The organism is Pseudomonas sp. GL_139_B, assembly GCF_057834475.1.
Genome location: NZ_CM174403.1, coordinates 2,928,204 through 2,943,819 on the forward strand (window position 1 = coordinate 2,928,204; position 15,616 = coordinate 2,943,819).

The 15,616-nt window shown below is 59.1% G+C and carries 13 protein-coding genes and 1 tRNA gene; 9 read left to right on the plus strand and 5 right to left on the minus strand.

Annotated features, from left to right (window positions below):
* Positions 1-8 precede the first annotated feature (8 nt).
* The 8 genes from selA (at position 9) to AC3ISI_RS13450 (ending at position 9,287) form a co-directional block, all read left to right on the plus strand.
* On the plus strand, positions 9-1,430 hold the full coding sequence (gene selA, locus AC3ISI_RS13415) for an L-seryl-tRNA(Sec) selenium transferase (RefSeq protein ID WP_489337388.1): 1,422 nt from the start codon (positions 9-11) through the stop codon (positions 1,428-1,430).
* Positions 1,427-3,334 (plus strand): selenocysteine-specific translation elongation factor, encoded by a 1,908-nt coding sequence (gene selB / locus AC3ISI_RS13420; RefSeq protein ID WP_489337389.1) that lies wholly within the window; start codon positions 1,427-1,429, stop codon positions 3,332-3,334. Before selA ends, selB begins: the two co-directional genes overlap by 4 nt.
* 6 nt (positions 3,335-3,340) lie before the next feature.
* Positions 3,341-3,436, plus strand: a tRNA-Sec gene (locus AC3ISI_RS13425).
* A 205-nt stretch (positions 3,437-3,641) separates the two neighbouring features.
* Positions 3,642-4,721, plus strand: coding sequence for an AI-2E family transporter (locus AC3ISI_RS13430; RefSeq protein ID WP_489337390.1), 1,080 nt, complete (start codon positions 3,642-3,644; stop codon positions 4,719-4,721).
* A 41-nt stretch (positions 4,722-4,762) separates the two neighbouring features.
* Complete coding sequence (locus AC3ISI_RS13435; RefSeq protein WP_489337391.1) at positions 4,763-5,905, plus strand: patatin-like phospholipase family protein; 1,143 nt, start codon at positions 4,763-4,765, stop codon at positions 5,903-5,905.
* A gap of 139 nt (positions 5,906-6,044) precedes the next feature.
* Positions 6,045-7,334, plus strand: a complete 1,290-nt coding sequence (locus AC3ISI_RS13440; RefSeq protein ID WP_489337392.1) for an NAD(P)/FAD-dependent oxidoreductase — start codon at positions 6,045-6,047, stop codon at positions 7,332-7,334.
* A 25-nt stretch (positions 7,335-7,359) separates the two neighbouring features.
* The gene (locus AC3ISI_RS13445) at positions 7,360-7,917 is read left to right on the plus strand and encodes a helix-turn-helix domain-containing protein (protein WP_489337393.1); all 558 of its coding nucleotides are present in this window, start codon (positions 7,360-7,362) and stop codon (positions 7,915-7,917) included.
* 23 nt (positions 7,918-7,940) lie between these two features.
* Positions 7,941-9,287, plus strand: a complete 1,347-nt coding sequence (locus tag AC3ISI_RS13450; RefSeq protein WP_489337710.1) for a glutamine synthetase family protein — start codon at positions 7,941-7,943, stop codon at positions 9,285-9,287.
* Between the two features lie 18 nt (positions 9,288-9,305).
* On the opposite strand, the gene AC3ISI_RS13455 is transcribed toward AC3ISI_RS13450, so the two are convergent.
* Positions 9,306-9,755, minus strand: coding sequence for a short chain dehydrogenase (locus AC3ISI_RS13455; protein ID WP_489337394.1), 450 nt, complete (start codon positions 9,753-9,755; stop codon positions 9,306-9,308).
* Positions 9,756-9,929: 174 nt separating this feature from the next.
* Here AC3ISI_RS13455 and AC3ISI_RS13460 point away from each other — a divergent pair, with 174 nt between their 5' ends.
* Complete coding sequence (locus AC3ISI_RS13460; RefSeq protein WP_489337395.1) at positions 9,930-10,712, plus strand: DUF72 domain-containing protein; 783 nt, start codon at positions 9,930-9,932, stop codon at positions 10,710-10,712.
* Between the two features lie 346 nt (positions 10,713-11,058).
* Here AC3ISI_RS13460 and AC3ISI_RS13465 read toward each other — a convergent pair whose 3' ends face one another.
* The 4 genes from AC3ISI_RS13465 to AC3ISI_RS13480 all read right to left on the minus strand — a co-directional run bounded on the left by AC3ISI_RS13465 (position 11,059) and on the right by AC3ISI_RS13480 (position 15,550).
* Positions 11,059-11,235 carry a hypothetical protein gene (locus AC3ISI_RS13465; RefSeq protein ID WP_489337396.1) on the minus strand — a complete coding sequence of 59 codons (177 nt, stop codon included), beginning with the start codon at positions 11,233-11,235 and terminating at the stop codon, positions 11,059-11,061.
* 28 nt (positions 11,236-11,263) lie between these two features.
* The gene (locus AC3ISI_RS13470) at positions 11,264-11,530 is read right to left on the minus strand and encodes a hypothetical protein (protein WP_489337397.1); all 267 of its coding nucleotides are present in this window, start codon (positions 11,528-11,530) and stop codon (positions 11,264-11,266) included.
* A gap of 315 nt (positions 11,531-11,845) precedes the next feature.
* Positions 11,846-14,446, minus strand: a complete 2,601-nt coding sequence (acnB, locus tag AC3ISI_RS13475) for a bifunctional aconitate hydratase 2/2-methylisocitrate dehydratase (protein ID WP_489337399.1) — start codon at positions 14,444-14,446, stop codon at positions 11,846-11,848.
* A 411-nt stretch (positions 14,447-14,857) separates the two neighbouring features.
* Entirely contained in the window at positions 14,858-15,550 is a 693-nt protein-coding gene (locus AC3ISI_RS13480; protein ID WP_489337400.1) for an MliC family protein, read from the minus strand.
* Positions 15,551-15,616: the final 66 nt, after the last annotated feature.

A 15,616-nucleotide genomic window follows, 5' to 3' on the forward strand; every position in this document is an offset into this window, starting at 1 on the left:
AGCGCCGGATGCCTTCAACCTCCGCCAGTCAAACCTTGCGGCTGCCTTCCATCGACGGTTTGCTGCGTCATCCCGCCTGCCAACCACTGGCCGAGCGCTATGGCCGGGATTCGCTGCTGGCGAGCCTGCGGCAGTTGCTCGATGACTTGCGCGAGCCGGTGCTGGCCGGGCAACTCAGTGCCGTGGAAATCAGCCCGCAGGTATTGGCGGGGCGAGCGGGTGAGCGGCTGGCCCAACATCACCAAAGCCATGTGCGACGGGTGTTCAACCTGACCGGGACCGTGCTGCACACCAACCTCGGCCGGGCGCTGCTCCCCGAAGTTGCCATCGAAGCGGTGCAAATGGCCGCGCGCTATCCGATCAATCTCGAATTTGATCTGCACAGTGGTAAGCGCGGCGACCGTGATGACCTGATCGAAGACCTGATCCGCGAATTGACCGGCGCCGAAGCGGTGACGGTAGTCAACAACAACGCGGCGGCGGTGCTGCTGACCCTCAACAGCCTGGGCGCGCGCAAGGAAGGGATTATTTCCCGAGGCGAGCTGATTGAAATCGGCGGCGCCTTCCGCATTCCCGACATCATGGCGCGTGCCGGGGTCCGGTTGCATGAAGTCGGCACCACCAACCGCACCCATGCCCGTGATTACGAAGCGGCTATCGGCCCGCGCAGCGGTCTGGTGATGCGCGTGCATGCGAGTAATTACAGCATTGAAGGATTCACCGCACGGGTGCCGACCGCCGAACTGGCGCAGTTGGCGCACCAGCATGGGTTACCACTGCTCGAAGACCTCGGCAGCGGCAGCCTGCTGGACCTGACCCGCTGGGGCCTGCCCGCTGAGCCGACGGTGCGCCAGGCGCTGCTCGATGGCGCGGACATTGTCACCTTCAGTGGCGACAAATTGTTGGGGGGGCCGCAGGCCGGGTTGATTGTCGGACGCAAAGACCTGATCGCGAAGATCAAGAAAAACCCGCTCAAACGCGCACTGCGGGTCGACAAACTGACCCTGGCCGCACTCGAAGCGGTGTTGGGTTTGTACCGCGATCCGGTGCGCCTGGCCGAACGTCTGCCAAGCCTGCGCCTGCTGACCCGCCCGCAGGCCGATATCCTCGCCCAGGCTGAACGGCTGCAACCTTCGCTGGTGCTCGCTTTGGGTGAAGGCTGGAGTGTCAGTGCGCTGCCGGCGCTGGGCATGATTGGCAGCGGCAGCCAACCGGTGGCGCGCTTGCCCAGCGCCGCGTTATGCCTGCAGCCGAAGGTGTCCAAACGTCTGCGCGGGCGGCAGTTGCTGGGGCTGGAGGCCGCATTCCGCCAGTTGGCCATTCCGGTGCTGGGGCGCATCGACGACGACGCACTGTGGCTGGACCTGCGCCAACTGGACGACGAAATAGCCTGGCTGGCCCAACTCGATCAACTGAAGGTGCCAGGGTGATCGTCGGCACCGCAGGGCACATCGATCACGGCAAGACCGCGCTGCTGCAGGCGCTGACGGGGCAGGCCGGCGACCGTCGCCGCGAAGAACGCGAACGCGGCATGACCATCGACCTCGGCTACTTGTATGCGGCGCTCGAACCGGGCGCCGAGTTGACCGGGTTCATCGACGTACCCGGTCACGAGCGTTTCACCCACAACATGCTGGCCGGAGCGCAGGGCATCGATCTGGTGTTGCTGGTGGTCGCTGCGGATGACGGCGTGATGCCGCAAACCCGCGAACACTTGGCCATCGTTGAACTGTTGGGCATTCCCCGGGCGCTGGTGGCGATCAGTAAATGCGACCGGGTCGAGCCGCCCCGGGTGCAAACCGTCCATGAACAGCTGACAACGCTACTGGCGCCCGGCCCCTATGCCGATGCGCCACAGATCGCGCTGTCGAGTGTGACCGGGGAGGGCGTCGAGGCGCTGCGCCAGGCGCTACTCGATGCACAGCGTAATGTCCTTCAACGCAGCACCAGTGGCGGCTTTCGTCTGGCCATTGATCGGGCCTTTAGCGTGGCTGGCGCCGGCATCGTGGTGACCGGCACGGCACTGTCCGGGCAAGTGACGGTGGGCGACACACTGGTGCTCAGCCCGCTAGGCAAGCCTGTGCGTGTACGAGGTTTGCATGCGCAAAATCAAGCGGCAAACTGCGCGTATGCCGGGCAACGCGTCGCATTGAACCTGAGTGCCGAGCGTTTGGCGCTGGAGCATATTCACCGTGGCCAATGGCTGCTGGCCGAGTGGCTGTATGCACCGACTCAGCGACTGGACATCGACCTGCGTTTGCTGACCAGCGAAGCCAAGACTTTCGAACATTTTCAGCCGGTGCATGTGCACCTCGGCACTCAGGACGTGACAGGGCGGGTGGCGCTGCTGGAAGGCGCAAGCCTGGCGCCGGGTGGGCGGATGCTTGCGCAAATTCTGCTCAATGCTCCGGTTCAGGCGGTGAAAGGCGATCCGTTGATCCTGCGGGATCAGAGCGCACAACGAACCCTCGGCGGGGGCCGGGTGCTCGACCCGTTTGCCCCGTCCCGACACCGACGCAGCCCCGAACGCCTGGCGCAGTTACAGGGTCTGGCCACCAATAATTCGCTGGAAGAACTCTTGCCAACATTGTTGGCCAATAGCGACTCCGGCCTCGATCCTCGGCAACTGGAGCGTCAGTTCAACCGTCCGCGCGCAACCTGGGTATTGCCCGATGACGTGCGCTTGATCGAGACCCGCCAAGGTCCGTTACTGTTCAGCGCAGCGCGTTGGGAAGCCCTGAAAGCTCCGTTACTGGAACACCTCGCACACTTCCATCAACTTGAGCCGGATCAAATGGGCCCGGACCGGGATCGCCTGCGTCGCTTCGCTGCAACCGTGATGGAACGCCCGACCTTCATCTGCCTGCTCGACGAATTACTCGCCAGCGGCGCCCTCGCCACCAGTGGGCCGTGGCTGCATTTACCCGGTCATCAAGTGCGCTTGAGTGAAGAGGACGAAGCGCTGTGGCAGCGCATACAACCGCTGTTCGAACAGGCCGGGTTCGATCCTCCATGGGTGCGAAAACTGGGGAATGACGAGGCGACCGTACGCCTGTTGTTGCGCAAAATGGCGCGACTGGGGCTGCTGCATCAAGTGGTCCGGGACCTGTTCTACACCGATGCAATGATCCGTCGATTGGCGGCTATGCTCTTGCAACTGGCCGAGCACAACCCGGTGATTCAAGTCGCAGCGTTTCGCGATGCGGTCGGCCTGGGTCGCAAGCGCAGCATTCAGATTCTGGAGTACTTCGATCGCATCGGCCTGACCCGACGCCTGGGCGACAAGCGCCAAATCCGTCTCGACAGTGCCTTGGCCCAACAGAAAGACGACTGACTTCAAGGAAGGCAATCGCGCCCGGTGGCGCGGCCGGGCTTCAAACCCGGTTGGGGACGGCATCCGTTCCCGGGCCGGTTCGACTCCGGCTGCCTTCCGCCATTTTGCGCACGACCTATCTCCTCCGGATAGCGTGAGGGCATGGTTGCGTAGATTCAGGCGTGGATTTGGGTTCGATGTGCTGCATTTGCACTTTTTTTTCGAAGTGCTGCGATGCAGAGCACACAGATCACGTCGCACTGTTAAATCAGCGTCTATGCTGGCCTTACCGCTTCCTCACCTGCTTTGCATAAGCAAGGAGACATCCATGGTGCCCACACCGCTGTCCGAGAAGTCGTTGACCCGCAGCATGCTCGATGTCCTGATTCGTGCCGGGTTGATAGTTGTTCTGGTGATGTTTTGCTTCGATATATTCCAGCCGTTTCGCGACCTGATGCTGTGGTCGGTGATCCTGGCGATCACGCTCTACCCGTTGCAACTGCGATTGATGGGGTCGTTCGGACGCAGTGAAGGGCGTGCTGCAACGGCGATTGTGCTGATTTCCATCGCTATTCTGGTGGTGCCGATCTATCTGTTGGGCACCTCGATTGCTTCGTCGGTCGGGCAGGTCATCGACGTTGTGAAGGAAGGTACCTTCAACATCCCGCCGCCGCCTGACACGGTCGCCACGTGGCCGATCGTGGGTAAAACTGTCTCGTCAATCTGGATGCAGGCATCCACCGATCTTCCGGACCTGATAGCGAAGTACTTGCCGCAAATAAAAGGCGTCAGTGTGGGCTTGTTGACCAAAATTGCCGGCGTCGGTGCGGGTTTGTTGATGTTCATTGTTGCCTTGATCATCGCCGGTATTTTCATGGCGCACGGTGAGGCCGGCACCCGTGCTGCGGTAGAGATCGCGTCTCGCATCAGCGGTCCTGACAAGGGGGCAAAAATCGCCGAACTGTGCACTGCAACCATCCGCGCGGTTGCGCTCGGCGTGGTCGGCATCGCGTTCATTCAGATGCTGCTGGTGGGTATCGGCTTCGTGCTCAAAGGCATCCCGGGCGCAGGTATACTTGCCATCTTCGTGTTACTGCTCGGCATCATGCAGTTACCGGCCACGCTGATTACGCTGCCGGTGATTGTCTATGTGATGGCCACTGAGGGACCCAACACCAGGACCATTATCTTCTCCGTCTTTGTGTTCGTTGCCGGCCTGGTGGACAACGTTCTCAAACCGCTGTTGCTGGGACGCGGTGTGGATGTGCCGATGCCGGTCGTGCTGATTGGCGCGCTGGGCGGCATGGTCACGAGCGGCATCCTCGGCTTGTTCATAGGGCCGGTGGTGCTTGCGGTGGGCTACCAGTTGTTCTGGCAGTGGGTTCAGGATCGGCCGGAGGAAGGGTAAAATCCGTCACCATGAGTGCACCAGGTGTGTCGACATGGAAAATGTTGCGCCAAGCGTGCCTGCAACGCCGGGATGCTGTACCGCAAACCATGACGGAACTCGCGGTCATCCCCGGCATTGCAGGGGCGCGTTATTGGCTGGACCGGGATTTTGCTCCGCTGATTCGCGATGTACATCAGGCTAACCATCGAGAGGCCGAAGCGCTTGCCAGAGCAGGGGAGCCGAATGACATCCTGCCGCTGGCCAACATGCTGGCGGTCTCCGGTGGTGGTGACGCCGGCACCTTCGCGGCGGGCATCATCGCAGGATGGACGTTACATGGGACACGGCCGCTGTTCAAAGTGGTCACGGGCATCAGCGCTGGTGCCCTGGTCGCCCCGTTCGCTTACCTGGGGCCTCAGTACGACGACATCATTCTGCGTATCTGTAGTGCCCTCGGCCCCAAAGACATTTTCCATTCGCGCAATGTGCTGACCCGACTTGCCAGCGACGGTATTGCGCACAGCAAGCCACTGTCTCGGCTCATCGCGCAATACGTCACTCCTGTCATTCTGGCGGCGATTGCTGCGCAGTATGCCAATGGACGACTCCTGATGATCGGCACCACCGACCTCGATGCCGGGCGTCCCGTGACCTGGAATATGGGCGCCATTGCCGCAAGCGGTGCGCCCGGAGCACTCGACCTGTTTCGTCAGATCCTGATCGCGTCGATGAGTATTCCCGGCGCCGTCTCACCCGTCATGATCGACGTGGAAGTCAACGGTAAACAGTTCCAGGAAATGCACGTAGACGGTGGCGTCATCACGCAGGTATTTCTTTACCCCCCAGGCACCGTCATGGCGCTGAATAACGTCACGGGCGCGCGTTTACGTCGTGATCGGCATTTTTATGTGATTCGCAACGGGAAACTGGAGCCGCAGTGGTCCGGCACCAAGCGCCGCACGTTGAGCATCGGCGGTCGCGCTATCAGCGCGTTGATCCAGACGCAGGGAATCAGCGACCTCGACCGGATTTACCGAATCGCCCAACAGGACGGGGCCGATTTTAATCTTGCGTACATCGGCTCCGATTTTCATCACCTTCGCACTCATCATTTCGATGGCGAGTACATGAAGCGTTTGTTCGAATATGCCTTTGAGCTCAGCGCGAAAGGTTATCCGTGGCATAAATCTCCCAGTACCTGACTCTTCTATGTTTCTGGGCCAGACAAGACAACCAAAAACTGCCAGGTGTATGTGCGCTTATCCGCCACCAGTTGCTCTCGTGAAATTAATAATGTAGTTTTTCATGAAATTATAAAAACATAATTTCATGAGAGCCGGTATGTTCCAGCAGTCCACACAGCATGTCGCCAGCTATTACGCCCACAGTTGCGCTGATCGCCTGACTACTCGCCCCGCGCTTGAGAGTGAACAAGACACCGAAATCCTGATCATCGGCGCAGGGTTCAGTGGCCTGCATACTGCGCTACGCCTGGCCCTGGCCGGCAAGCGCGTGACACTGCTGGAAGCCAGTCGCGTGGCGTGGGCAGCCTCGGGGCGCAATGGTGGTCAGGCCATTCTCGGCTGGTCATGTGACATGCCACCTCTGGAAGCGGCGCTGGGGCATGAGCGCGCTCGTCGGTTGTGGGACGGTATGCGTTGGGCGGCGAAGGAACTGCGAGAATTACCTGCTCGCCATGGTTTCGACTGTGATTATCGCGCCGGCCATCTGTGGACTTCGGTCATGCCCCGACGTGTCAGTCTGCTGACCGAGTGGCAGCGCGAGGCCAGTCACAAATGGGGGCACCATGGCTTGCAGCTCATCAGCCGTGAGCAGTTGCCGCAATGGATCGCCAGCGAACGCTATCAGGCCGGATTGTACGACCCTGAGGGCGCACATTTGAACCCGCTGAAACTGGCACTCGGCCTGGCCACCGCCATCGAACGCGCGGGCGGCCGCATCCATGAACAAAGCAAAGCATTAAATTATCGCGAAGAGGGCGGTCGCTTCGAGGTGAACACGGAGCGCGGGTCTATTCGGTCGGATGTACTGGTGCTGGCCTGCAATGCCTATCTGGATCGGCTCGACCGCAAACTGGCCAGTTGTGTATTACCCGTCGGGACATATCAAGTGGCGACCGCCCCCCTGACGCCAGAGCAGGCCACCGCGCTGCTGCCGAGTAATGTCTGTGTCACCGATAACCAGTTTGTTCTCGATTATTTCCGTCGCACACCTGACAACCGCCTGCTGTTCGGCGGCGGCTGCACGTACCTGGGCGGCATGCCCAAGGATATTGCCGGGGCAACACGGCCGTTCCTGGAGCGGGTGTTTCCGCAACTCAAAGGCGTAGAGCTGGAATTTGCCTGGGGCGGGCACATCGACCTGACCCTTAAGCGAACCCCTGACATTGGCCGGGTGGGGGATCGCTATTGGCTGCAAGGTTATTCCGGGCATGGCGTGCTGCCAACGCTGGCCGCCGCTCGTGCAGTGTCCGATGCCATTCTTGGCCGGGACGATGAATTGTCCATGTATCAGGGCTTGAATAACGGCAGTTTTCCCGGTGGCAAATACCTCGCCGCGCCGCTGGAAGCCATTGGCAAAGCCTGGTATCGACTGCGCGACAGTATCTGATGAGTCATCTACTGGAATTGCACGCATGAACAAGCAAGAAGAAATCGCTGCGCTGGCGATCCTGATTCACGATTTGCGCAAGCACAAGAAATACACCTTGAAGGAACTGGCCGACAAAATCGGCCGTTCCGTCGGCTTTCTTTCGCAGGTCGAACGCGGCCTGTCTCGGCCCACCGTGGCAGACCTGACGGCGATCAGTGAAACCCTGGACGTACCGACGACGTACTTCTACAGCCTGCCAAAACCCAAGGAGCTGCCGTGGGTCACGCGGCCGGACGAACGTCGCACGTTGTACTTCGCCAACGGCATTACCGACATTCTGGTTTCGCCAAAAATACGCGCGTCATTTTCCATGCTCGAAAGTCATCTCGAAGCCGGCGCCAGCAGCGGCGACCGCCATATGAGTGACAGCTCGGAGCAGGGCGGTTACGTGCTCGAAGGCGAGCTGACGCTGTGGCTGGGCGATGACGAAGACCCCGTTACCTTGATGGCTGGCGACAGTTTTCAGTTCGACAGCCATACCCGTTGCCGCTACGGCAACCTCACCGGGCATCTCACGCGAGTGCTTTGGGTTTACACCTGATAACAAGATAAGGACCAATAATGATGGATGCTACCTGCTCTGATCTGCTGGCTGAGGTGCGGGCCTTTCGCCAACGCTATCCCGAGGTGCGCTATGTCGATCTGATTTCCCTTGATATCCCGGGGCATTTTTACGGCAAGCGGTACCCGGTGGACATGCTGGAAAAGGTCGCGGCCGGCAGTGCGCTGAAACTCCCGCAGAACTGTGTGCTGCTGGGCGTGCAGGGCGGGTTGTTCAAGATTGGTGATTACTGCTTTAACGACGGTGACCCGGATGCACTGCGTCGTCTGGTGCCAGGGACGCTCAAGCTGGTGAGCTGGGAAGGGCAACCGCTGGGGCAAATGTTGATCACCTCGGACGGCACTGAGAACCCCATCGTGTTCGAACCGCGCCAGGTGCTCGCGCAGGTCCTGGACAGGCTTGCCGGCAAAGGCATTCATCCCGTGGTGGCGTTCGAACTGGAGTTCTACCTGTTCGATAAAAAGCTGCGCGACGGGCTGCCGCAGTTTCCCCGCGACGGGCTGACAGACGATGCCGATGATCAGCCCAACATGCACATCGAGCGCCTGTCACGCTTTGCGCCGGTACTCGACGACATGGTCGAGACCTCGCGGGCTCAGGGGATTGACAGCACGGTGATTACCGCCGAACTCGGGCCAGGTCAGTTCGAAATCAATTTCGGTCACCTTGACGATGGCTTGCGTGCCGCAGACTGGGCGGCACTGTTCTGTCGCAGCAGCCGTGGCGTGGCGCTCAAGCATGGTTATCGAGCGAGCTTCATGGCCAAACCTTATTTGCAGCATCCGGGCAGCGGCATGCACGTGCATGTCAGTCTGTACGACGCGGACGGCAACAACATTCTGGCGGCCAACCAACAGCAGTCATTGCGTCACGCCGTGGCCGGCTGCCTGGAATTACTGCCTCACTGCATGCCGGTTTTCGCCCCGAACCAGAACGCCTATCGCCGCCTCGGCGGCACGACAAACATCGCCACGCGAGCGAGCTGGGGGTTTGAAGATCGCGATGCGTGCTTGCGCATTCCGGAATCGGATTCGAAGAACTTGCGCATCGAACATCGTCTGGCGGGCGCCGATGCCAATCCCTATCTGGTATTGGCGGCGATTCTCGTGGGACTGGAACATGGGCTGGAAGCTAGCAAAGAACCCATCTTGCCGCTGAACGAAGACCGCAACAGTGGCGTCGACTTCCCACTGGAAATGCTCGAAGCCGTGCGCGCGATGCAACATCAACCGCAACTGCGTGAGGGGCTAGGGGCGGAGTTCGTCGATGTTTATTGCGAGAACAAACGTCAGGATCACCTGGCGTTCATGCAGGAAATCAGCGCGCGGGAATACCGCTGGTATCTGTAAACGGAGGGAACCGGCGATCTAACGGGTAGACCGTCGGTGTCCCAGACGATTGAACGCAAGCAGACAGCCGCTAACCAATAGCGCGGCACCGATCACCAGTAGCGCCGAGGGTCGAATCGACAGCCTTTCGGCCCCGGCATCGCCCAGAATGTCATCCGTCATTTGGGTGGGCAGATATTGCTGCGCTTCATACGGCACTGTGTTCAATGCCAGACGCGCGCCATCGCCCAAGGTCAACGTCAGGTCTGCAATGATGCCGACGATCCGGCCGGGGTACACCGGTTCGCCGGTCGGATCGAGTTGGTCATACAGAAACTGTTGGCCCTCGAGCCAGCCCACCGCCGTTTGCAACTCGGGACCCAGGTAATACTTTCCATCGAGAAAGAAGCCGGGGAAATGCGGCGTGCGTTCAAGGCTCTCGACGTTGTAGCGCTCGCCCGGCCTCATGCCGGTTGCTGGGTCAATCATGGTGAAGTCCTCCTTCTGCTGGTTGTGCGATAGAGAACAGGCTCAATCCTTAGGTTCCATCGGATTGATCGAAAGGTATTGCGTGCAAAAAGAATTCGAACTCTGCAGACGCGAGCATTTCAACTTTAGACGGACAGCCCTTTGGCGATTTTATGTGATGGGGGGAGCGGTCAAATGAGCCAGCGCGTAGTGAACAGCCCGCCGATTTTCATCGGCTGTGCAGGCTGGAGCCTGGGACGCGATTTTTTGTCGAGGTTCCCCGTTGAAGGCACGCACCTGCATCGCTATGCATCGCAACTGAACGGGGTCGAGATCAACAGCTCGTTTTATCGCCCACATCTGCGGCAAACCTACTCGCGTTGGGCTGACTCGGTGCCGGACGACTTTCGCTTCTGTGTAAAAGTGCCCAAGTACATCACCCACGAGCGACGCTTGCAGGACTGCGGCCGGGCACTGGATGAATTTGTCGGGCAGTGTTCAGGCTTGAATGACCGATTGGGCTGCTTGCTGGTGCAATTGCCGCCCTCATTGGCATTTGATTATTCAGTCGCGCAAGCCTTTTTCATTTCACTCAGATTTCACTATGACGGGCCTGTGGTGTTGGAGCCCCGGCACGCGTCCTGGCTCGAAGCCGAGCCGTTATTGATGCACTACAGAATTGCCCGGGCAGCGGTCGATCCGTCACGCATCAGACTAGACAATTTGCCGGGAGGCTGGCCGGGGCTCCGGTACTGGCGATTGCATGGATCGCCCCGAATCTACTTCAGCGCCTATGGAGGGCCTGCGCTGCAAAACCTGGCAATCCAGCTACAGACAGCCAACATGGCGGGCGAAGCAATATGGTGCATGTTCGACAACACGGCCAGTGGTGCGGCTTTGGGTAATGCCTTGACGCTCGCGCAATTGCTGGATGGGCGAGTTGATTTCGCAGGCATGACCGTTGGTCGGCCGTGCTGAACGCCTTTCAATGCTCAGGCCTCTCTAGTTTTCATTGAGTGGAGCATGATCATGTCGTGTGTGATTTGTGACAACCCTTTTGCACGAACGATCTGCACGGGCGCGTGGCAGGAATTTCATTGTCCGGAATGCGGTAATGCCCGTATTTCCCAGGAACTTCTGAGCCTGATGATGTTGTTAAGCCTGCAACTTGATGTCAGGCGAAGCCGAAAGTGGCTTCAAGAACGCAGAGGATTCGACCCGCTGCCAATGATGCGCGTGTCTGACATTTTGCTCTGCCGTGACACCAAGGAGGCTGTTGGTCCGGCTACAGGCGCGAAGGGTTAGGCGCCGCAAAGCAGTGAGTCTAGTTCCCATCCGCCACGTGGCGTTCAATCTCCGCTACTTTCTTTTTTTGCTTCTCTACGGCCTGTTCCCTGGCACGGGTGGAGGAGGGCGTGAGGGTTTCATCAGCGGCCTCTGCATCAGCGGGTGGGACAGGTGGTTTCGTTTGGGTGTCTTTGAAATCGTCATCGTCGCGCATGTTGTTTACCTCTGTTGACGGCGTTCATTTAGTTTTTTTCTTCGTCCTTCGAGCCGCTTGATGAAGCGGCGTCTTTTTCCGTTGTCTGCGCATCGGCACCCGAGTTTGAACCTGCTGCTTCCTCGCCCTTTTTGTTCGCCTTCTCTTCGTTGGATTCGGCGGCTTGAGCCTGGTTAAGGCCGGGGGTAGCGGAGGGTGGGGGCACAGGTCCCTTCGTCGATTCGGCTGAAAACGCGAAAAACGAACTCATCGACAGCAGGCTCGCGATGGCGAGGGAAGTTATTGTCCTGTTCATTAGCCGAGTCTTCCTGCGAGGGGTGTAAAACATTGGAAAATCAGGGAGAGGTAAAGGTGCTGACTTGCTGACGAGCGGCAGCACGGTCCTGTAGGAGCGAGCTTGCTAGCGAAGCCGGTGTGTCAGTCGGCATCATTTTTGATTGATCCACTGCTATCGTCAGAACGCCGCCCGGACCAAGCCCGCTCCCACAAGAACAGCACAACCCCTGTGGGAGCGTGGCATTCCCGCGATGAACGATAACGCGGTCTACTTTAGTGCATAAAAAAAGCCGCACATCGTCAGATGGGCGGCGTTTTCTATGGCGTTGTAACGTTAGGCTTGAACAACCGGAATGTTGGCGTTCGCAGCAGCTTCACGGAACTCGGCGATCTGGTCGAAGGACAGGTAGCGGTAGACATCGGCCGCCATGCTGTCGATCTTGCCCGCGTATTCCATGTACTCCTCGACGGTCGGCAGGCGACCCAGGATGGAAGCCACGGACGCCAGCTCGGCCGAGGCCAGGTAGACGTTCGCGCCGTCACCCAGGCGGTTCGGGAAGTTACGGGTCGAAGTCGACACCACCGTCGAGTTCGGTTCTACACGTGCCTGGTTACCCATGCACAGCGAGCACCCCGGCATTTCCATGCGTGCGCCGGCCTTGTTGTAGATGCCGTAGTAGCCTTCTTCGGTCAGCTGGTGAGCGTCCATCTTGGTCGGTGGCGACAGCCACAGACGGGTTGGCAGCTGACCTTCGACCTGATCCAGCAACTTGCCGGCCGCGCGGAAGTGACCGATGTTGGTCATGCACGAGCCGATGAACACTTCGTCGATTTTCTGACCTTCAGCGGTCGACAGCAGACGGGCGTCGTCCGGGTCGTTCGGTGCGCAGAGGATCGGTTGGGTGATTTCTGCCAGGTCAATCTCGAGGATTTCGGCGTATTCGGCATCAGCATCGGCAAGCAGCAACTCAGGGTTGGCCAGCCAGGCTTCCATCGCTTGAGCACGACGCTCCAGAGTACGCGCATCGCCGTAGCCTTCCCCGATCATCCAGCGCAGCAGGGTGATGTTGGAGGTCAGGTACTCGGCAATGGCCTTTTCCGGGAGTTTGATGGTGCAGCCGGCAGCCGAACGTTCAGCGGAAGCGTCAGACAATTCAAACGCTTGCTCGACGGTCAGGTTGTCCAGGCCTTCGATTTCCAGGATGCGGCCGGAGAAGGCGTTGATCTTGCCTTTCTTCTCAACGGTCAACAGGCCAGCCTGAATCGCGTAGTAAGGAATCGAATGAACCAGGTCACGCAGGGTGATGCCCGGTTGCATTTTGCCTTTGAAACGCACCAGGACTGACTCGGGCATGTCCAGCGGCATAACGCCGGTGGCGGCCGCGAATGCGATCAATCCAGAGCCCGCCGGGAACGAAATACCGATCGGGAAACGGGTGTGCGAGTCACCACCGGTGCCGACGGTGTCCGGCAGCAGCATGCGGTTCAGCCAGCTGTGGATGATGCCGTCACCTGGCTTGAGCGAAACGCCGCCACGGTTGCGCATGAAATCCGGCAGTGTGTGGTGAGTCGTCACATCCACAGGCTTTGGATAAGCCGCAGTGTGGCAGAAGGACTGCATGACCAGATCGGTCGAGAAACCCAGGCACGCCAGGTCTTTCAGTTCGTCACGGGTCATCGGACCGGTGGTGTCCTGAGAACCGACGGTGGTCATCTTGGGTTCGCAGTAGGTGCCCGGACGAACGCCCGTCACGCCGCACGCCTTGCCGACCATTTTCTGCGCCAGGGTGAAACCCTTGGTGCTTTCAGCTGGCGCTTCAGGCTTCTGGAACAGATCGGACGCTGGCAGGCCCAGCTCGGCACGCGCCTTCTCGGTCAGGCCACGGCCAATGATCAGCGGAATACGACCGCCAGCACGGACTTCGTCCAATAGCACCGGAGTCTTCATTTCGAAGGTGGCGATGACTTCGTCAGTGTCGTGCTTGCAGACTTTGCCAGCATGCGGGTACAGGTCGATCACGTCGCCCATGTGCATGTTGGACACATCGAATTCGATGGGCAGGGCGCCGGCATCTTCCATGGTGTTGTAGAAGATTGGAGCGATCTTGTTGCCGAAGCAGAAACCGCCGGCGCGCTTGTTTGGCACGTAAGGCACGTCGTCGCCGAAGAACCACAGCACCGAGTTGGTGGCCGATTTGCGCGAAGAGCCGGTACCGACCACGTCACCGACGTAGGCGATCGGGAAGCCTTGGCCACGCATTTCTTCGATTTGCTTCATCGGGCCGGTGACGCCTTGCTCGTCCGGCACGATGCCGTCGCGGGCCATTTTAAGCATGGCCAGGGCGTGCAGCGGGATGTCCGGGCGGGACCAGGCGTCTGGGGCAGGGGACAGGTCGTCGGTGTTGGTTTCGCCGGTGACCTTGAACACGCGCAGGCTGATCTTGTCGGCCAGGACAGCGCGGTTTTTGAACCACTCGCCGTCAGCCCAGGATTGCAGCACGCCTTTGGCGTGAACGTTACCGTTCTTGGCGCGTTCAGCGACGTCGTGGAACGCATCGAACATCAGCAGGGTGTGCTTGAGTTCTTCGGCAGCGACTGGGGCCAGTTCGGCGTCGTCCAGCAGGTTGACCAGCGTGACGATGTTGTAGCCGCCCTGCATGGTGCCGAGCAGTTCAACTGCACGCTTTTTGTCGATCAGAGGGGATTGGGCTTCGCCTTTGGCGAGGGCGGAGAGAAAACCGGCCTTGACATAAGCCGCTTCGTCCACACCTGGCGGAACGCGATGGGTGATCAGGTCAACGAGGAACGCTTCTTCGCCAGCCGGAGGATTTTTCAGCAGCTCGACCAGGCCTGCCGTTTGTTCGGCATTAAGCGCCAAGGGTGGAAGCCCTTGCTCGGCACGTGCTTGTAATTGTTGTACGTAGGTCTCAAGCACTGGGCTTCTCCTGTCATACCGCGTGTTGTTGAGTGAACAAAGAAGGCGCAAAGCAGCCTGGCATTGGTTCACTGAATAAAGGTAGGAACAGTTTTTCCGCAATCGAGGGTGACCACCCAAAACCACCAGATCAACTGTTCCTACAAAAGGTGTTCTGTCCCGAAGCCGGAAGGCACAGATCAGTGTCTGCCCCCATCGGAGTTTTTCGCCAATGCCAGTCATTGTCGACACTATTTCGTGATCGAGCCGAAATATAATGATTTATCGGAGGGTAATCAACAGGATTGTCGACACATTTTGGATAGCTCCCAAAATGTGACGCCGCGAATGGCGATTGGAACGGCTGAAAAATTGATTGATCGCAGCGGGTGTCGACAATTAGAGAGCTCTATTGCAGGCGTGCCAGGGCCCTCAGCCGACCGGCTCGACTGTACAGTTCATTTCCCCAGAGCCTGGTTTCTGGAAAAACACCCCGTTTTCATTTTGTCGGAAGCTGTAGTTCCCTTGGTAATCCTTGCCGATGTATCGAGTACCTGAATCACTTGAAACCTGGCTCAGGGTGACCGAAGCGTTCGCCCATTTCAGGTACATGACACCGGGCTGCGTGTGAAAGAAAGTGGCGGCAATCGGCGCGTTGAGTCCGGGACAACGAAGCGCCAGGGGGCCATCGGTCAGTCTGTCGGGATCCTTGGTCCTCACAATGGCCGAACCTTGGCGCAGCTGGTGCGCACGCTCGGCATAGCTTCGGATCGTGCAGGCCTTGGGGTCGGCCCCGGAGCCACACTGGTTGCGGCCCTCGGTCCAGAACTGCTGGTCGATCATGACTTTATTGGGAGGTGGTACGGAATGTTCATCCGTAAGCGCCAGGCGATAGAGGCGCAATAGCTCAATGTCCATCTGCGCCAGTTGTGGATCGTGGCAGATGAGTTTTTCTACGCTTGCTCTGGCGCTGGCGCAGTCGAAGCTGGTTTTGTAGATTCGCGCGGGCTTGGCAGGCTTGGAATGCTTTGCTTCATGGGCATGCTTTGCAGCATTGGCAAAGGGGATCGTCGTGGCGCATACGCTGACGAGAAGGCAGGTGAAAAGGGCCGTGACCGTTTTCATGTTGACGTCACCCGAATTGTGACAAGTTTCAAAAAATAAAAAATTAATAAAAACAAACTGTTATGA